Raw genomic sequence first — 16,176 nt, 5'->3', positions numbered from 1 at the left:
CCCTGACAAGGAACGCATCAGCCGATCACCGCCCTGGGTTGGCTGCGGACGCCGTCGGAGATGCGCAGCAGGATCGCGACGATCAGCCAGTTGGCGACGAGCGAGGAACCGCCGGCGGCGAGGAACGGGGTGGTCAGACCGGTGAGCGGGATGACCCGGGTCACGCCGCCGACCATGATGAACACCTGCAGGGCGATCGTGAACGAGAGACCGGTGGCGAGGAGCTTGCCGAAGTCGTCCTGACCCGCGAGCCCGATGCGCACTCCGCGGCTCACGAACACCATGTACAGGCAGAGGATGGCGAAGAGCCCGATCAGCCCGATCTCCTCGCCGAGGCTCGTGATGATGTAGTCGCTGTGCGCGAGCGGGGTGACGGCCGGACGGCCCTGGCCCCACCCGGTGCCGAGCAGACCGCCGTGCGCGAGGCCGAACAGGCCCTGCATGGGCTGGTATCCGGCGCCGTCGGGGTCGACCTTGTCGGGGTCGAAGAGGAACAGCCAGTTGGTGAAGCGGCCCTGCACGTAGCTGAGGATCTGGGTCGCGACCGCGACGCCCGCGGCGACGAGACCGAGACCGATGAGCACCCAGCTGGTCTTGCCGGTGGCGACGTAGAGCATCGCGACGAACATGCCGAAGATGAGCGTTCCGGTGCCGAGGTCGCGCTGGATCACGATGATGCCGAGCGAGATGGCCCAGACCACGAGCACCGGCCCGAGCTCGCGCATGCGCGGCCAGGTGATGCCGAGGAACTTCGTGCCGACCGACGTCAGGCTCTCTCGCGTGCGCACCAGATAGCCGGCGAAGAAGATCGCGAGGCAGATCTTCGCGAGCTCGCCAGGCTGGAAGGCGAACATGCCGCCCAGCGAGACCCACACCGCGGCGTTCGCGTCGGGGATGCGGAGTCCCGGCACGAACGGCAGCAGGAGCAGCAGGATGCCGGAGAGGCCGAAGATGTACGTGTACCGGAACAGCACACGGTAGTTGCGCAGCATGATCACGACGGTGATCGCGCCGGCCAGCGAGATGGCGGTCCAGGCGAGCTGCTTCGTCGAGTACGCGTTCCAGCCCGTGAGGGACTTCGCGATGTCGATGCGGTAGATCATCGCGATGCCGAGGCCCGTGAGCAGGGTCGCGATGGGCAGCAGGAAAGGATCGGCGGCGGAGGCGACCGCCCGCAGCACGAAGTGGACGGCGAAGGCGAGAACGGCCAGGCCGCCGCCGATCGCGAGGATCATCGGGTCGATCAGGCCGAGTGCGCCGAGCTGCACGAGGGTGAGGGCCGCGCCGCTGATCGCGACGGCGAAGAGGAGCAGCCAGAACTCGCGGTTGCGCTGCGTCTGCGGCATCCGCATGCGCTTGAGCGCCTTGATGACGCTGGTGTCCGCCGTGACGTCGGTGGTCATCCTGCGTCCTCCGTCGGGGTCGGCAGGGGAGTGGGCAGCGGGGTCTCGCCGATGACGCGGTCCGCGCCGGCCTGCAGCCTCGCGACGATCGCCTCGGCGTCGGAGAACGAACGGGCGGTGATCGTGCGCTCGACCGAATCGCGCTGGTAGGGAGGCAGGTTCGCGAGCAGGATGTCGGTGTCGCGCAGCGGAGTGGACAGGCTGATCGGGCCGATGTTCTGCTGCACACCCTGGTAGATCACGACGCTGTCCTCGTCGGCACCGACGAAGTAGCGGGTCTGCGTCCAGCTGTAGGCGGCGAAAGCGGCGAAGGCGAGCATCGCGAGGACGACCAGCATCCCGGCGATCCATCCGAAGCGGCGACGCTTGGCACGCCGGCGATCCTCTTCGATGAGCTCCTCGAGGTATTCGGGAGCCGGCTCGAAGTGGCTGGGTTCGTTCGCGGCCTGACGCACCGGGTGCAGCCAGTTGCCGCGCGGCGCGCGCACCGGCGGCACCGTGACGTTGGCGGGGTTCGACGCCGAGCCGACGATCGTCGCCGTGCCCGAGTGCATGGCGTGCTGGCCGCCGACCTCGACGAGGACGATGGTGACGTTGTCGGGCGCTCCGCCGTCGAGAGCCTGCTTCAGCAGGTTGTCGGCCGTGCGCCCCGGGGCCATGCCCATGCGCATCGCCTTGAGGATGTGCGCCTCGTCGACGACTCCCGAGAGGCCGTCGGAGCAGAGCAGCCAGCGGTCGCCCGGCTGGGTGTGCATGACGAAGTTGTCGAGCTCCGGATCGGCATCCATGTCGCTGAGCACGCGCATGAGCACCGAACGGCGCGGGTGGTAGCGGGCCTCTTCGGGCGTGATGCGCCCCGAGTCGACGAGTCGCTGCACGAAGGTGTGGTCGGCCGTGATCTGCGTCACCGCGTCGTCACGGTAGAGGTAGATGCGCGAGTCGCCGATGTGCCCGATGACCGCATAGTCGTCGACCATGATGATCGCGCTCAACGTGGTGCCGAGGCCGGCGAGCTCTGGACGGTCCTTCGCGGCGCGGATCAGATCACCGGCAGCCGTTGTCGCCGCGGCCTGCAGTGAGGCCTGCGCGTCTTCGACCGACGTGTACGGCTGGTCGAGCGGCTCCATCCGGTGGATCGCGATGCTCGAGGCGACGTCACCGCCGGCGTGACCGCCCATGCCGTCGGCGACGACGAAGAGGTTGGCGCCGGAGTACCCGGAGTCCTGGTTGTTGGAGCGGACCTTCCCGGTGTGGGAGATCGCGGCGCTCGAGCCTTCGAAGACCATGCCGGGGTCAGGCTCGCAGCTCGAAGGTCGTGGCGCCCACCTTGATCGGAGTGCCGAGAGCGAGACCGACCGGACCGCCGGTCACCCGCTGGCCGGCGACGAACGTGCCGTTGGTCGAGTCGAGATCCTGGATGGCCCAGCTGTCGCCGCGCAGCAGCAGGCGCGCGTGGTGGCTGGAGGTGTAGTCGTCGCGGATCACGAGGGCGGATTCGCTCGAGCGGCCGATCGTGAGGGTATCGGTGCCCAGCGGGAGCTCGAGCCCGGCCTTGGGGCCCGAGGTGATCACGAGCCGTTTGGCGGTCGCGACGGTCGCAGGACCGGTGCTGGGCTTCGCCGACGAGGGTCGGGATGCCGCGGGGGCGGCTGCCGGAGCCGGCGCCGGAGTCGCCGCAGCGGCCTCGGCCGGGAGCTTGCGCACCTTCATGCCGAAGAGGTCGGCCCGGAGCGAGTAGACGACTCCGAACACGAAGAACCACAGCAGCAGCAGGAAGCCGATGCGCAGCAGCAGCAGGACGAGTTCGCTGGGAGTGCTCACGAGAGGGCTCCGAACGCACGGGTCGCGTCGTCGTCACGCGGCCGAGGAGGGCGTGACGGGGTGGCGACGGGAACGATGCGGAACACCAGATCGGTGCGTCCGATGGTGATGGTGGTGTCGGTGGGGAGTGCGGCTTCGCGCACCTTGTCGCCGTTCACCTTGGTGCCGTTGGTCGAGCCGAGGTCGCGCATCATGGCGCGCTCGCCGTCCCAGAGGACTTCGACGTGCTTGCGGCTGGATCCGGCATCCGCGATGGTGATGTCGGCATCCGTGCCCCGGCCGATGACCGTGCGGGCGCGGGTGATCGAGTGGCGACGTCCGTCGACGTCGATCACGGCCTGCCAGTTGACTCGGCCCTCGACCGTGCCCGAGCTGACGTTGACCGTGCCGGTGGCGATCTTGTCGTCGCCCTCGAGGCTGATGGAGAGCGGACCCGAGAAGCTGTAGCCCTGCGACTTCGCGTGCTTGGTGAGAAGTGCGTGCAGCTCGTCTGTGAGGGCGCCGCCCAGGCTCAGCATGCGGTCGGCGTCATCGGTGCTCAGACGCACGACGAAGCTGTTGGGCGCGATGATGCGGTCCCTGCTCACCACAGCCGCTTTGGTGTCCGCTTCGCGCCGAAGGGCCGAAGCGATCTCCACGGGCTGGATGCCGCTGCGGAAGGTCTTCGCGAAGGCGCTGTTCACAGCGCGCTCGAGACCCTTCTCAAAGCTGTCAAGTAGTCCCACTGGGCTCCTCTGGCATGCCGACCGGTAGGGACATCGTAGCCAGGTGTCCTGGGTGAACGCCGTCGCAGGGCGGGAGAACCCCGAGATTCCGGGGGAGTGGGGGAGGGCGTGGTGCTCTTGTGGCGGCGTCTCGCGGTGGTCTTTTGTTCGCCGTTCGGGAGGAGATCTGCGTCTGGGGAGGAGGAATCCGGGGAGATTCTCCTCCCGTGAGGCAGAAGTCCTCCGGAAGGGATGCTCGGGTGCGGCCTCGGTTTCTTCGTGGGGCGGATCGCGTGATATCTTTGGGAAGTTGAGTTCTTCGGAGCCCGACAGACTCGCGCGAGTGGCGGAATGGTAGACGCGCTGGCTTCAGGTGCCAGTGTCCTTATGGACGTGGGGGTTCAAGTCCCCCCTCGCGCACAGCGAACAGTAGATGTGAAGATGGCCCGGTTCCTTTCAGGAAGCCGGGCCCTCTTCGTCCCGTCGAGGCTCGATGCCTGAGGCGTCCGGGAGGAACGCCACAGTTATTCCTGGAACGGATGAAGCCTGAGGACCGAGCACTCGATTCGACCGGGGACGACAGCGGCTTCACCTTCGTCGGTGACGCAGGTCGTGAGTTCCGAGGGCGCTGATCCCGGAGTGGGGGTGGCGGAGAGTTCGTCGTTGTCAGCGAACGCCCCACCCTCCCACATCTGAGTGCAGAGAGCTTCAGCATCTTCGATGGCGATGACGCCGTCCGGTGTGGCAACGCTCGCCGCTGCACCGGACAGCGTGCCGTCGGGGTTCCGATACGGGCCTTCCAGACAGTGCACGACACTGGTCTCGCTGACCGGGCGCTCCTCGAGGAGGACGACCGCCGCGACGCCTGCTCCCGCCACCGCGAGGATCCCGCCGGCGATTGTGAGGCGACCCCAGATCGTGTTCCACCACTTGGGGCGCGCGAGATCGCGGCGCATCTGCTCGATGAGGAGGTCTTGCACTTCCCGGTGGTGCGGCATCCGGTCACTCATGCGTTCGCCTCCTCTGGTCTCGGAGCATACTCATGCAGCTCACCGCGAAGCCGCGCCTTCACACGCGACAATCGCGATTTGACGGTTCCTTCCGGAACGCCGAGAACGACTGCTGCTTCGGCGAGCGGAAGCTCATGAATGATGCAGAGGATCACGACACTTGCTTCGCGAGGATTCAACTGGCGCAGAGCCTCACGCACGCTCTCCGAGATCTTCAGAGAGTCCATCGCGCGAGCGACTTCGTCTGCATGGTCCGCAACGTCTTCGTCGTGGGGGATGCGGTGCAGCAGTCGTTGATACCGACGGCGCGAGCGCAGACTGTTCTTCGCCGCGAACGAGGTGGTCGCCAAGAGCCATGGCAGGACGGATCCGTCGACGATGCGGACTTTGTCGCGCCGTCGCCAGAGTTCGAAGAACGCGGTCGCCGCGACTTCTTCGGCGTCCCAGCTGGTGTGCATGAGCACGAGTGACAGCCGAAAAACGGGCATCTGGTGTCGGTCGTGAAGCATCCGGTAGGCCGGTTCGTCGCCGCGCGAGAGGCGAAAGAGGAGCTCGCCGTCGCTCGGCCCGCCGGGTTCCGACACGATCTCACCTCACACGTCACGGTCGATCTCCTGACCTGAAGCGAGTCTACGTGGCGCGAGGGAGCGGAGCCCTCTCTGCCCTTCACTCCCGCATCGCGCGCAAAGCGCTCAGGATGGCGGTGCTCAACTCCTCGGGATGCTCGGTGCCGAGCACGCGGGAGCGATCGCCGACCGCGGTCACCCTGACCGCAGCGCCGGCAGACCACAGCAGGAACTGCTCCGAGCCCGCGAGGCGCCAGCCCACGCCACCGGCCTGGGTGACTGTGATCTCGATCACCTCGACCCGATCGACCTCGGAGAGGGGCAGGTGGATGACGCGGAACGGCGTCAGGCGGCCATCGATGTGCGTATCGCTCACCGCGATCGTGATGCGTCGGGTGATCCCCAGGAGTCCGGCGGCGAGGATGAGGAAGAAGCCCACGACGAGCAGAGCGATCGTCCACGCGCCGACCTCATCTGCGCGGCCGATCGCGACGGGCGCTGAGATCGCGGTGACGACCACGAGGAAGACGAGTGTCAGCGCGCCGGCGACCGCCAGCCAGCGCGGTCCGATGAGGGTTTCACGGAACGGCTCGGCGGATCTCATCGCTCCAGTCTCTCCCGCGGGCGAGATCTAGCCGGCAACCTCGTGTGACGCGTCCGCGATCGATGCGAGGCGTCGAAGCTCCGCGACGTGCTCCCGAAAGGCGTGGCGCCCGGCGGGCGTGAGCGAGAGCAAGGTGCGCTGACGGGCGTTCCGCGTGACCTTGTCGATGCGGAGGTAGTCGACCTGTTCCAGAGCCTTCGCGTGCTTGGAGAGCACCGAGTCGGAGACCTTCAGTCGCTCACGCAGAAACGAGAACTCCGCGTGGTCGACGGGCGCGAGCAGACCGCACAGCTCGAGCCGCGTGACGGCGTGGATGGCCGGATCGAGACCGCTCACATCGCCTCCTGCGTCCGGAGTCGGCGACGCCAGACGCGCATCCAGATGAAACCCGACGCGGTGACGGCAATGCACGCGGTCAGACCGGCGTCGATGCTGGACCAGATGTCGGTGCTCAGATAGGACCAGAATCCGGTCGCGACGAGAGCCACCAGCATCAGCGCCGTTACCCACCGGGTCGCGCCGCCCGTGTAGCCCGAGACCCACCAGCCGTGAGTTCGCCGCCACCAGGCGATGAACGCGGGCATGACGAGGATGAACGCCACAGCGATAAGGGATGCCCACGGTTGGGGGAGTCCCTGAGAGGCGATGAAGACCCCCGAACCGAGACCCAGGGCCACGTGGTACCAGCCCTCACCACGGGGCGCGTCGCTGTATGTCGTGGCCACTGCGTCGAGGCGGGCCAGGGTGGCGTGAGGATCATCCCGTTCACTTTCCATACTGGAAAGCTAGCCCTCACTTTCCAATATGGCAAGTCCCTCTCGATCAGGGAGCCGTCGACCCGCCCTCGGGGAGCGCCCACGCGGTCACCGACACCGTCGCGCCCTCGACCACATCGCTCTCGATGGGCTTGGAGCCCCGCGCCTCACCCTCCAGAACGGCAGCCCAGACTGTTCGCGCCACGAGGGTGCCTTGCGTCGAGTTCGCATCCCACCCGAGGTATGCGACCGCCGACGAACCGGCCGGGATCTCGATCAACGCCGGTCCGGGATCGGGTGCCATGAAGGAGGCTCCTCGCTCGATAGTGACGTTGAGGAGGTGGTCGTTCTGATCGCCGAAGGCGACGTCGGGATATCCCTCGATGGTGCAGGGGGTGTCGGAGAAGTTCATCAGCTCCAGCCTCATGCCGCGGTGCCCGGTCGCGCCACTGACATCCCCGATGAGCACCATCGCACGCTCGGGGGTGCATGCGCCGTCGCCGATGACCCCGCCGCCCTCGACCTGCTCTGGAACCGGCTCGCCAGGAGCATCCGGATCGGGCCGCACGGAGCCATCTGCCGGAGCGGGCTCGCTCGCGGCGGACTCGGCGCGCAGTTGCACCTGGGTGGCTTCGTCTCCGAGCACCTGTGCCCCGCCGAGCAGCACGAGTCCGGCGAGGGCTGCCGCAGCATAGATCGGCCACCCCCGACGACTCGGGGTCTCGACTGCACCGCGCGCATCATCACGACGAGCCAGGCGGTGGGCGATCAGAGCGGGCACCCAGCCGTAGATCAGACCCCAGTACGCGCCGACGGCCGCACGGGAACCCAGCTCGAGCGCCCACATCGCCCAGCCGTCGGTGACGAGGCTTGCGAACACGAGCACGACGTCGATCGTGAGGCCGGCTGCCGCACCCGCGACCACTGTGGCCAACCACACCGTGGCGACGGAGCGTTCCGCCCCGCGAACGATCTGAAGGATCGCGGCGTGCACGAGGGTGACCGCGACCGCCCCGGCGATCGGAAGCAGCACCGGCCAGGGGAACGCCCACGACCAGATGTACGGCGTGACGCCGGCCGGAAGCACCACCTGCTGAACACGGGAGAGGCGTGTCAGTGACACCGCCGCCGACAGCAGCACGACGATGAGCCATAGGGCTCCGACCGTCGCGCTGATCATCCAGACGCGCTTCTTGGATCCGACCACGCTCGAATGCACCCCCACCATGCCGCGAGCCTATCGAGGTGCCGACAGCGCGGATGCCGCGAAGGGGTGGCAGACAGCCCCTATGAGCCGGGCGAGGTGATCAGCGAGGTCTCGACGCCGCCCGGCGAGCCGATGGACTTCATCCCGGCCGGGGTCGTCGGCTACACGCTCTGGGACCTGCCGCGGCCCTGAACGCACCTTGGAGTACCCCGCACAGGTCCTGTGAATCCGGCTCTCCGTTTTGAGATGCCGTGCTCCCCGTGATGGTGTGAACCAGTGCGACGGCCAGAATTCCCCCCGACCGACTCGACTCCGGACCCCACTCCCGACTCCCCCGAGGCGACCCGACCTCGCCGTCGGCGTGGAAAGGTGATCGGCTGGATCAGCGCGCTCATCGTCGTGGCCCTGGTCGCCGTCGGGGCGATCGCCTACGCGCAGCTGCAGGGCAATGTCAGCACCGCACCACTGCGCTCCGACGACGGCGACGGCGAGCCGGAACTCGCGACCGGAGACCTGAACATCCTCGTGCTCGGGTCCGACACCCGGGCACTCGCATCGGGTGGATTCGGCGAGGATGACGGCAGTCAGCGCAGCGACGCCATGGTGCTCGTGCACATCTCGAGCGACAGCTCGCGGATCGATGCGGTGCAGCTGCCGCGCGACACGCTCGCCGACCTGCCCGCCTGCGAGGACATCGGACGAGGGTCCTACGACGGCGGCTACGGGATGCTGAACTCCGCATTGGAGTACGGGCCCGCCTGCTCGGTCGCGGCGGTCGAGCAGCTCGCCGGCGTGACGATCGACCACTTCGTGCAGATGGACTTCGAAGGCTTCATCGGCGTCGTCGACGCCATGGGCGGCATCGACGTCTGTCTCCCGGAAGCCCTGACCGACGGGCACGCGCAACTCGATCTGCCCGCCGGCGCGCAGTCGATCGACGGCACCCAGGCTCTCGCACTGGCACGCACCCGGCATGCGCTCGCCGAAGGCAGCGATGTCGCACGCCTCGGGCACCAGCAGATGGTGCTGTCGGCGATCGTGCAGAAGGCGACGAAGTCCGATGTGCTGGTGCGCCCCGATCGTCTGTACGCGTTCCTCGACGCCGCCACCTCGTCGATGACGGTCGACCCCGGTCTCGGTGCTCTGACCGATCTGGCCGGCCTCGCCGCGCGGGTCGCGAACGTCCCCATGAGCAGCGTCACCTTCCTGACGATGCCCACGACAGAGGCCCCGGAGGACGCCGACCGCGTCGTGCCCACCGCAGACGCCGACGTCATCTTCCGCGCTCTCAGCGACGACGTTCCCGTCGTGCTCACGACGGATGCCGTCGAACCGGATGCGACGGTACGCACCACTCCCGTCGAGATCCTCAACGGCGCGGGTGTCGCCGGTCTCGCATCACGCGTGTCCGAAGACGCCACCGCCTACGGATACACGGTGTCGGGGCTCGCCAATGCGGAAGCCGTCGATGCCACGACGATCGTCGCCGCCGACACCCCCGAGGCGCAGGCGACGGCGCAGGCACTCGCCACCGAGCTCGGCATCGGCGTGACGGTCACGGTCGGCGACGTCGACGGCGTGCAGCTCCTGCTCGGCGCCGACTACGAGAGCCTCACGTCCCAGCCGCAGGCCACACCGGCACCGTCACGCCCGGTCGACGCCGTCAACCGCAGCGCCGACACCGACCTCTGCGCAGGCTGATCCGCACGGATGCGGTCGGCGACCGCATCCGTTCGTTCCGTCAGCGCCCGAGATCAGTGCCCGAGATCGGCGGCTGTCGGGACGACCGTGGCGTAGAGGTCGGCGATGCCGGCGAGAGCCGCGCGGTGCAGCTGCTCTGCGGGAACGTCTCCGGCGACCGACGGAAGACTGCGGGTGGCGGTCGCGGCGGCGACGACGGTGGGCCGGTTGCCGCGCAGGAACGCGCCCTCGGTCGTGTAGGTCACGCACATGTGCGTCATGAACCCGGCGATCACGACGTCTTCGTGACCCGCGGCGTCGACGAGGTCGCCGAGTTCCGTGCCCACGAACGAGTTCGGCGCCTTCTTGACGACCACGGCCTCGCCGTCGCGCGGAGCGACGCGCTCATGGATCGCCCCGATGTCCTCGCGGATGTCGTACGCCGATCCGGCGCCGCCGTCGTGCTGCACGTGGATGATCGTCGACCCTGATTCGCGGGCCTGGGCGAGCAGGTCGGCCGCGGCGTCGAGAGCCGCGTCCCAGCCCTCGAGCTCCATCTCGCCGCGTGTGTAGGTGTTCTGGAAGTCGACGAGCACGACGGTCGAGGTCGCGAGGGCCGCGGGCTGGTCGGCGACGCCGCTGAGTGCGCGGAGTGTGGAGGAGGTGGTCATTCTGGGAGTCCTTGCGATCGGCTGGTCCGCACGATCAGCCGGATGCCGATCGGTGGCGACGATCGCCGCCTGGACTCTTGAAAGTATGTGCGGGGGTGGAGAGCTCCGTCAACGCGGATCGCGGCGGCTCAACGACGTCCAGCGCATTGATCGGAATCCTCGGCCCCGCTCCACTGCGCGGCGGGCAGACTGGAGGGGACTTCCTTTCGTGATCTCAGGAGACGCAATGCCGGAACAGCCTCGTCGAACCCCCAGCCAAGCAGTCCTCACCGTCGAGCAGGTGGAGCAGATCAGCCCTGACCTGGTGCGGATCACGGCAGGCGGCGACGGGTACGAGGACTTCACGGACAACGTCTACACCGACAAGTACGTCAAGATCCTCTTCGCCGACCCGAGCCATGCGCTCACCCCGCCGTACGACCTGGCGCAGCTGCGCGAAGAGAGCCCCGAGAAGCTGCCCACCCGGCGCACCTACACGGTCCGCTCGGCCGACCCGGAGCAGCGCCGACTCGTCATCGACTTCGTTGTGCACGGCGACGAGGGTGTCGCGGGGCCCTGGGCCCGACAGGCGCAGCCAGGCGACACGATCGTCGTCAGCGGTGCGGGCGGCGGCTACCTCCCCGAGCCCGAGCTGCCGTGGCACCTGCTCATCGGCGATCACACGGCTCTGCCCGCGATCTCGTCGGCCATCGAGGCGATGCACGCGGATGCGGTCGGCCACGTCGTCCTGAGCGTGGCGGATGCGGCGGACCGCATCCTTCCCGCAGTCCCCTCGGGCGTGACTCTGCGCTGGACCGAGACCGACGACGAACTGCTCGCCGTGCTCGCCCACCTGCCGTGGGCTGACGGCCATCCTGGCGTCTTCGCGCACGGAGAGCGCGGGACGATCAAAGAGGTCCGTGCCCTGCTCAAGCAGCGCGATGTTCCGCGAGAGCGACTGTCGATCTCGGCCTACTGGGCGCGAGGCCGCGCCGAAGATCAGTTCCAGGCCGAGAAGCGCGAGCCCATCGGGCAGATCGAGTAGGGGTCTTTCCGCGCCTCAGAACCCTTCGGGCTCGCGAGGCGTGTACGCGGCCTGCAGCGTCTTCAGCTCAGAATCCTCGAGATGGATGCCGACGGCGGCGACCGCATCGTCGATGTGACTTGCCTTCGTCGCGCCGACGATCGGTGCAGTGACGGCGGACTGCTGCGCGACCCACGCGAGCGCGATCTGCGCGCGGGAGACGCCGCGCGCCTCGGCGACGTGCGCGACCGCATCCACGATCGCGCGATTCGACTCCTCCTCGCGGCGGTACAGAGTCGCACCGAAGGCATCCGTCGCGGTCCGCGCGGTCTTCTCGTCCCAGTCGCGCGTGAGCCTGCCTCGCGCCAGGGGCGACCACGGCAGCACGCCGACACCCGAGTCGAGGCAGAAGGGGTGCATCTCGCGCTCCTCCTCACGCTGCAGCAGGTTGTACTGGTCCTGCATCGAGACGAACCGCGCCCAGCCGTTCCGGTCGGCTGCGTGCTGCGCCTTCGCGAACTGCCAAGCCCACATCGACGAGGCGCCGATATACCGGGCCTTGCCCGAGCGGACGACGTCGTTCAGCGCCTCCATCGTCTCTTCGATCGGCGTCTGAGGGTCCCAGCGGTGGATCTGGTACAGGTCGACGTGGTCGGTGCCGAGTCGCTTCAGGCTCGCATCGATACCCGACAGGATGTGCACACGGCTCAGCCCCGCCTGGTTCGCACCCGGGCCCATGCGCCCGTGCACTTTTGTCGCGATCACGATCTCGTCGCGCCGCGCGAAGTCGGCGAGCGCCCGGCCGACGAACTCCTCGCTCGTGCCGTCGGAGTACACGTCAGCGGTGTCGAACGTGGTGATACCGGCCTCGAGCGCCTGCCTGATCAGCGGGCGGCTGGTCTCCTCGTCGAGCGACCACCCGTGCGCCCCGCGGTCCGGTGCGCCGAAGCTCATGCATCCGAGGACGACCTTCGAGATCCGGAGTCCCGTGCTGCCGAGCCTCACGCTGTCTGATGTGTCGAGCATCCGAGATCTCCCTCGAGTCGTGGTCTGAGGTCGATGCTCTCACGGGGTGCGCCTGGCGGGGCGCTTCGGTCAGCTGAATCTGAACAGCAGGATGACCAGGCCGAACCAGATGACCTGCCCGAGAAAGGGCACCCAGACCACGAGGAGGACAGCGAGCCCTCCCTTGACCAGGTCGCTGCGTCGGACGAACGCGGCCAGGGCGATGGCGGCGCCCTGCACGACTGTCATGAGGCCGGGAACGACGAGGGGGAGGTGCTGGATCCACGTCAGCACCGCCGGAAAGAGAGTCGAGATCGCGGCGGCGGCCGCCGCGAGCCCGATCACCAGAGTGATGACCTCTGCAGTGATCTCGACGCGCTTCGTCCGGCGCTCCACGACCGTCATCTCGGCGTCCACGACGGCGAGCCTAGAGCCGGATGCTGGGAGCTGCCGGCGCTTGCGGAAGTCATCGAGTCGCCCTCCGCCGAGGAAGTCAGGCGGTGCGACGGCGACGCGACATCATCAGGACTGCTCCGACGATGAGCAGAAGGATGCCGGCGCCCATCGCGCCGACGGGGACCTCGGCGCCGCTGCGGCGAGTGCTGCCGCGCTCGCCGCAGCGGCGCTCGCTCGGCGGGCGACTCAGCGCGAGATAGGCGTCTCCGAGGCGACCACCTCACCCGTCATCGGCAGAGCGCCGAGGATGCGCGGACGACCGTCCAGCCACTCGACGCCGATTCCCTCGGCTGCCAGCCCTTCCAGGCGGATCGCGATGTCGAGGAGCGGGAGGGCGAGGTCGCCGAAGCGCGCGGTGACCACGGAGTCGAGTCGGTCTGCCGTCGTGGCGTGGATGAAGCCCGCGTCGTCGAGATGCACACCCCGGGTCGATACGACGTACTCGCCGAACGCTCGGCTCATCTCCCAGTCATCCTGGATGGCGATGTGGTGGATCAGGTCGGACACGGTCACTCCTTAAATGAAACGGTTACGTAGCATTATTGCTAGAGTAACCCTATGACCGGAAAACGAGGTCGGCCCTCCGCCGCCGAGGCCATCGCGCGGGACGAGCGAGTGATCGACGTCGTGATCGCGCTGCTCACTGCGGAGGGGTTCGAGGCCCTGACCTTCGATCGCGTCGCTGCTGAGGCGCACGTCGCCAAGCGCACCCTGTACGGGGTGTTCGGTGACCGCGAAGGCCTCGTGCGGGCGGCGATCCGCAGACAGCATCCCTACCTCGCCGATGCCGGAGAAGGGACGGAGGATCTGCGATCGGCCTGCCGAGCGGTCCTCGTGCAGCTGCTCGGAGACGAAGCGATCGGCATCCAGCGAGCGATCATCGGCGCTGCGGCACAGCATCCGTCGCTCGCTGCAGAGTTCTACGACGACGGGCCTCGTCGTGCCCAGGGCTTTCTCGCCGCGCACCTCCCGTCGGATGCCGCGGTGTCGCCGGAACTCCTCTTCGCCACACTCCTCGGAGAGCCGCATCGTCGTCGGCTCCTGGGGCTCGCCGGTGCCCCGACCGCGGCGCAGGTCGACGTGCAAGTAGACGGTGTGCTGCGCGTTCTCGGCCTGCAGGCCTTCGCCGATGATCCGGCGGGTCGGGAATCTTCCTCGTCCTGAGCGGAGCTGTCAACCGCCCTGCGCTCGCCGCGGTTCGCACGGATCATGGTGATTCGGACGAAACCAGAGGAGGGCACCATGTCGAACATCGACGCTTTCGCCAACAGCTTCCCCCCGAACATGCCGGGCATCCCGCCGGTCGACGACTTCACCGACGGCACGTTCCCGACCGACACGTCGCAGCCGGAGACTCAGGGCGAGGATGCTCTCGAGGCCGAACTGGGCGACGACGGACAGGGCGACCTCGACACCGAGGACGAACCGGATGCCGTCGGCGGAGACGCACCGCACGACCTTCGCGACGGCAGCGAATGAGCGGCACCGAGAACGATGACACCGTCACGCCCGAGGGGGCGTCGCCTTCTGCCGAGCGTGTCGCCGCACTGATCGACGAGCGCGACGGCGATGACCCCGGGCAGGTCACAGACACTCCGGCGGGAGGGGCCGGCGCGGACTCCGGCGGATCCGGTGCGGTGCGCGTCGATCCCTCGTCGGAGTCGTCCGTGGCTGACGAATCGGTGCACAACGACGAACCGGGCGTGGGCACCCGCCGCTCGGAGCACTGACGGCGTCGTGGGCGCAGCGCCCGGGAGGAAAACTGCGCGTCGGGAGGGGAGAATCCGAGATTTCCTCCTCCCTAAGCGCAGTTCCCCTCCCGAGGCGCAGGCGCGAGTGCGCAAGCGTCCGAGGCAGCGTTCTTCCGAAGCGCGAGAAGCAGTCGTAGGCTTCTGCGGGTGAGCGACGCACTGGATGACGGGCCCTTCTTCCACGGCACCAAGGCAGACCTGAGACCGGGCGACCTGCTGACGGCGGGGTTCCACTCGAACTACCGCCCCGAGGTCGTGATGAACCACATCTACTTCACGGCAGTGGCCGATGGGGCCGGGCTCGCGGCCGAGCTCGCGCCCGGCGACCGGGATCCGCGCGTCTACGAGGTCGAGGTGACCGGCGAGTTCGAGAACGATCCGAACGTGACCGACAAGAAGTTCCCAGGCAACCCGACCCGGTCGTATCGCAGCAGCGCGCCGCTGCGGGTGGTCCGCGAGGTGCACGACTGGACCCGTTTGACGCCCGAGGCACTCGCCATCTGGCGGGAGCGGCTCGCCGCCATCCGCGACGACGAGCACGGCGAGATCATCAACTGAGCGCTGAGTGCGGCACACTGCAGGACGCAGGCACGGATGCAGGACGGAATCCGCAGTTCGATCCTGCGCACGTGCGGCGGTCCTGCAGTCGTACCGGAATCGGCCGAGCTGTGAGCCGGGTCAGCGGCGGGTGATGCGCCGTGCGAGGGCGGCGAGTACGCGGTCGATCACGACGAACACCAGGCCGACGACGACGAGAGCCAGCGTCAGCGCCACGATCCACTGGGCGACGCCGCCGATTCCGAGAGCGTCCACGTCCATGAACGGATACGGATACTTCTGACCGGGCGTGAACTCCCCGCCGACAGCCCCGTAGATGAAGGCCCACACCAGGTACGCGTAGGGGATGAGCGTCCACAGCAAGGGGTCGACCCACCGGAACGACCCCTTCGGCACGAAGAGCAGCCAATCCACGATCACCAGCAGCGGCGTGATGATGTGGATGAGGTTGTCGGTCAGCGAGAAGATGTCGGAGTCGCCGTCGGCGAACCTCGTCGGCACCAGGACGACCAGATAGATGAGCATTGTGACGGTGATCGCCATCATCACGGCACCGCTTGTTCGGGCGCTCGGGGTAGACGTGCCGGACGGGCCGCGGCGAGCCAGATCCTGAGCGGTGCGGACGACGAGCAGAACGACCCAGACGAGGCAGAGCAGGTTGCTGACCATCGTGTAGAACAGCAGCGTCGTCCAGTTCGGAGCACCGGTCAGCACGTCGGAGTGCCGGATCACGCCGGTGATGATGACCGCGAGCGCGAGGATGCGGTAGACCAGCGCGACCGGACGCGAGTTCAGTGCGGCGTGGGCGAACAGCGGAGTGCGCGAGGGGTCGGAATCCGGGAGGGCGGAAGCCGCGGACGGGGATACAACGGCTTTCGACATACTTCGAGGCTACGCGCCTTCGCCGGGCGTCACTTGCGGCCGCCCCGGGACGCGCTCGACGGATTCCGGTATGGCGATCGTGTCCGGTCGTACGGGCGTG

Annotated in this window: 22 protein-coding genes and 1 tRNA gene; 8 read left to right on the top strand and 15 right to left on the bottom strand. The window is 68.1% G+C overall.

The genetic code is table 11. The annotated features are described in order from the left end of the window. Positions 1–17: 17 nt before the first annotated feature. Genes ASF63_RS07425 through ASF63_RS07410 form a run of 4 tightly spaced genes read right to left on the bottom strand, consistent with a single transcriptional unit; the run spans position 18 to position 3,949 of the window. A complete protein-coding gene (locus ASF63_RS07425; RefSeq protein WP_056511504.1) occupies positions 18–1,403 on the bottom strand; it encodes an FtsW/RodA/SpoVE family cell cycle protein in 1,386 nt (461 codons plus the stop codon). After that, on the bottom strand, positions 1,400–2,689 hold the full coding sequence (locus tag ASF63_RS07420; protein ID WP_056511501.1) for a PP2C family protein-serine/threonine phosphatase: 1,290 nt from the start codon (positions 2,687–2,689) through the stop codon (positions 1,400–1,402). Before ASF63_RS07420 ends, ASF63_RS07425 begins: the two co-directional genes overlap by 4 nt. 7 nt (positions 2,690–2,696) lie before the next feature. Then, the gene (locus tag ASF63_RS07415) at positions 2,697–3,224 is read right to left on the bottom strand and encodes an FHA domain-containing protein (protein ID WP_056511497.1); all 528 of its coding nucleotides are present in this window, start codon (positions 3,222–3,224) and stop codon (positions 2,697–2,699) included. After that, a complete protein-coding gene (locus ASF63_RS07410; protein WP_056511494.1) occupies positions 3,221–3,949 on the bottom strand; it encodes an FhaA domain-containing protein in 729 nt (242 codons plus the stop codon). The genes ASF63_RS07415 and ASF63_RS07410 overlap by 4 nt, the downstream gene beginning before the upstream one ends. Positions 3,950–4,265: 316 nt before the next feature. Between ASF63_RS07410 and ASF63_RS07405 the strand changes: the two genes are divergently transcribed. Beyond that, positions 4,266–4,348, top strand: a tRNA-Leu gene (locus tag ASF63_RS07405). A 104-nt stretch (positions 4,349–4,452) separates the two neighbouring features. On the opposite strand, the gene ASF63_RS07400 is transcribed toward ASF63_RS07405, so the two are convergent. The 6 genes from ASF63_RS07400 to ASF63_RS07375 all read right to left on the bottom strand — a co-directional run bounded on the left by ASF63_RS07400 (position 4,453) and on the right by ASF63_RS07375 (position 8,091). Beyond that, positions 4,453–4,938 (bottom strand): hypothetical protein, encoded by a 486-nt coding sequence (locus ASF63_RS07400; RefSeq protein WP_157534269.1) that lies wholly within the window; start codon positions 4,936–4,938, stop codon positions 4,453–4,455. Beyond that, a complete protein-coding gene (locus tag ASF63_RS07395; protein ID WP_235560758.1) occupies positions 4,935–5,396 on the bottom strand; it encodes an RNA polymerase sigma factor in 462 nt (153 codons plus the stop codon). The genes ASF63_RS07400 and ASF63_RS07395 overlap by 4 nt, the downstream gene beginning before the upstream one ends. 208 nt (positions 5,397–5,604) lie before the next feature. Then, the gene (locus ASF63_RS07390; protein WP_056511488.1) at positions 5,605–6,108 is read right to left on the bottom strand and encodes a hypothetical protein; all 504 of its coding nucleotides are present in this window, start codon (positions 6,106–6,108) and stop codon (positions 5,605–5,607) included. Positions 6,109–6,135: 27 nt separating this feature from the next. After that, the gene (locus ASF63_RS07385; RefSeq protein WP_056511485.1) at positions 6,136–6,444 is read right to left on the bottom strand and encodes a transcriptional regulator; all 309 of its coding nucleotides are present in this window, start codon (positions 6,442–6,444) and stop codon (positions 6,136–6,138) included. After that, complete coding sequence (locus tag ASF63_RS07380; RefSeq protein WP_056511481.1) at positions 6,441–6,884, bottom strand: hypothetical protein; 444 nt, start codon at positions 6,882–6,884, stop codon at positions 6,441–6,443. Before ASF63_RS07380 ends, ASF63_RS07385 begins: the two co-directional genes overlap by 4 nt. 46 nt (positions 6,885–6,930) lie before the next feature. Next, positions 6,931–8,091 carry a DUF4232 domain-containing protein gene (locus ASF63_RS07375; RefSeq protein ID WP_056511478.1) on the bottom strand — a complete coding sequence of 387 codons (1,161 nt, stop codon included), beginning with the start codon at positions 8,089–8,091 and terminating at the stop codon, positions 6,931–6,933. 45 nt (positions 8,092–8,136) lie between these two features. Here ASF63_RS07375 and ASF63_RS19525 point away from each other — a divergent pair, with 45 nt between their 5' ends. Next, the gene (locus ASF63_RS19525; RefSeq protein ID WP_268770261.1) at positions 8,137–8,262 is read left to right on the top strand and encodes a hypothetical protein; all 126 of its coding nucleotides are present in this window, start codon (positions 8,137–8,139) and stop codon (positions 8,260–8,262) included. 177 nt (positions 8,263–8,439) lie between these two features. Next, entirely contained in the window at positions 8,440–9,771 is a 1,332-nt protein-coding gene (locus tag ASF63_RS07370; RefSeq protein WP_235560731.1) for an LCP family protein, read from the top strand. A gap of 53 nt (positions 9,772–9,824) precedes the next feature. On the opposite strand, the gene ASF63_RS07365 is transcribed toward ASF63_RS07370, so the two are convergent. Then, a complete protein-coding gene (locus ASF63_RS07365; RefSeq protein ID WP_056511475.1) occupies positions 9,825–10,421 on the bottom strand; it encodes an isochorismatase family protein in 597 nt (198 codons plus the stop codon). Positions 10,422–10,647: 226 nt separating this feature from the next. Here ASF63_RS07365 and ASF63_RS07360 point away from each other — a divergent pair, with 226 nt between their 5' ends. Then, the gene (locus ASF63_RS07360) at positions 10,648–11,445 is read left to right on the top strand and encodes a siderophore-interacting protein (RefSeq protein ID WP_056511472.1); all 798 of its coding nucleotides are present in this window, start codon (positions 10,648–10,650) and stop codon (positions 11,443–11,445) included. 15 nt (positions 11,446–11,460) lie between these two features. On the opposite strand, the gene ASF63_RS07355 is transcribed toward ASF63_RS07360, so the two are convergent. From ASF63_RS07355 to ASF63_RS07345, 3 genes are all read right to left on the bottom strand, one after another. Then, positions 11,461–12,450 carry an aldo/keto reductase gene (locus tag ASF63_RS07355; RefSeq protein ID WP_056511468.1) on the bottom strand — a complete coding sequence of 330 codons (990 nt, stop codon included), beginning with the start codon at positions 12,448–12,450 and terminating at the stop codon, positions 11,461–11,463. Positions 12,451–12,519: 69 nt separating this feature from the next. Continuing rightward, positions 12,520–12,846 (bottom strand): hypothetical protein, encoded by a 327-nt coding sequence (locus tag ASF63_RS07350; protein ID WP_157534268.1) that lies wholly within the window; start codon positions 12,844–12,846, stop codon positions 12,520–12,522. A 225-nt stretch (positions 12,847–13,071) separates the two neighbouring features. Further along, on the bottom strand, positions 13,072–13,392 hold the full coding sequence (locus ASF63_RS07345; protein ID WP_157534267.1) for a DUF952 domain-containing protein: 321 nt from the start codon (positions 13,390–13,392) through the stop codon (positions 13,072–13,074). A gap of 51 nt (positions 13,393–13,443) precedes the next feature. Between ASF63_RS07345 and ASF63_RS07340 the strand changes: the two genes are divergently transcribed. The 4 genes from ASF63_RS07340 (at position 13,444) to arr (ending at position 15,194) form a co-directional block, all read left to right on the top strand. Then, a complete protein-coding gene (locus tag ASF63_RS07340) occupies positions 13,444–14,049 on the top strand; it encodes a TetR/AcrR family transcriptional regulator (RefSeq protein ID WP_056511461.1) in 606 nt (201 codons plus the stop codon). Between the two features lie 78 nt (positions 14,050–14,127). After that, entirely contained in the window at positions 14,128–14,364 is a 237-nt protein-coding gene (locus ASF63_RS07335) for a hypothetical protein (RefSeq protein ID WP_056511458.1), read from the top strand. Beyond that, positions 14,361–14,615: a hypothetical protein gene (locus ASF63_RS07330; RefSeq protein WP_056511455.1), complete on the top strand. Its 255-nt coding sequence runs from the start codon at positions 14,361–14,363 to the stop codon at positions 14,613–14,615. Before ASF63_RS07335 ends, ASF63_RS07330 begins: the two co-directional genes overlap by 4 nt. Positions 14,616–14,783: 168 nt before the next feature. Beyond that, entirely contained in the window at positions 14,784–15,194 is a 411-nt protein-coding gene (arr, locus tag ASF63_RS07325) for an NAD(+)--rifampin ADP-ribosyltransferase (RefSeq protein WP_056511450.1), read from the top strand. A 120-nt stretch (positions 15,195–15,314) separates the two neighbouring features. Here arr and ASF63_RS07320 read toward each other — a convergent pair whose 3' ends face one another. Next, entirely contained in the window at positions 15,315–16,076 is a 762-nt protein-coding gene (locus ASF63_RS07320) for a Pr6Pr family membrane protein (RefSeq protein ID WP_056511445.1), read from the bottom strand. Between the last annotated feature and the right edge of the window lie 100 nt (positions 16,077–16,176).

This window comes from Microbacterium sp. Leaf320 (assembly GCF_001423485.1).
Lineage (GTDB): Bacteria > Actinomycetota > Actinomycetes > Actinomycetales > Microbacteriaceae > Microbacterium.
The sequence above is the reverse complement of the archived record's forward strand: the minus strand, read 5'-3'. Positions and strand labels throughout refer to the sequence as shown.

Bases quoted from the DNA above. Each gene is read 5' to 3' on its own strand.
- ASF63_RS07360 (WP_056511472.1), top strand. From the start codon at position 10,648: ATGCCGGAACAGCCTCGTCGAACCCCCAGCCAAGCAGTCCTCACCGTC.
- ASF63_RS07320 (WP_056511445.1), bottom strand. From the start codon at position 16,076: ATGTCGAAAGCCGTTGTATCCCCGTCCGCGGCTTCCGCCCTCCCGGAT.
- ASF63_RS07330 (WP_056511455.1), top strand. From the start codon at position 14,361: ATGAGCGGCACCGAGAACGATGACACCGTCACGCCCGAGGGGGCGTCG.
- ASF63_RS07400 (WP_157534269.1), bottom strand. From the start codon at position 4,938: ATGAGTGACCGGATGCCGCACCACCGGGAAGTGCAAGACCTCCTCATC.
- ASF63_RS07355 (WP_056511468.1), bottom strand. From the start codon at position 12,450: ATGCTCGACACATCAGACAGCGTGAGGCTCGGCAGCACGGGACTCCGG.
- ASF63_RS07340 (WP_056511461.1), top strand. From the start codon at position 13,444: ATGACCGGAAAACGAGGTCGGCCCTCCGCCGCCGAGGCCATCGCGCGG.
- ASF63_RS07375 (WP_056511478.1), bottom strand. From the start codon at position 8,091: ATGGTGGGGGTGCATTCGAGCGTGGTCGGATCCAAGAAGCGCGTCTGG.
- ASF63_RS07420 (WP_056511501.1), bottom strand. From the start codon at position 2,689: ATGGTCTTCGAAGGCTCGAGCGCCGCGATCTCCCACACCGGGAAGGTC.
- ASF63_RS07380 (WP_056511481.1), bottom strand. From the start codon at position 6,884: ATGGAAAGTGAACGGGATGATCCTCACGCCACCCTGGCCCGCCTCGAC.
- ASF63_RS07395 (WP_235560758.1), bottom strand. From the start codon at position 5,396: ATGCACACCAGCTGGGACGCCGAAGAAGTCGCGGCGACCGCGTTCTTC.
- ASF63_RS07365 (WP_056511475.1), bottom strand. From the start codon at position 10,421: ATGACCACCTCCTCCACACTCCGCGCACTCAGCGGCGTCGCCGACCAG.
- ASF63_RS07390 (WP_056511488.1), bottom strand. From the start codon at position 6,108: ATGAGATCCGCCGAGCCGTTCCGTGAAACCCTCATCGGACCGCGCTGG.
- ASF63_RS07425 (WP_056511504.1), bottom strand. From the start codon at position 1,403: ATGACCACCGACGTCACGGCGGACACCAGCGTCATCAAGGCGCTCAAG.
- ASF63_RS07335 (WP_056511458.1), top strand. From the start codon at position 14,128: ATGTCGAACATCGACGCTTTCGCCAACAGCTTCCCCCCGAACATGCCG.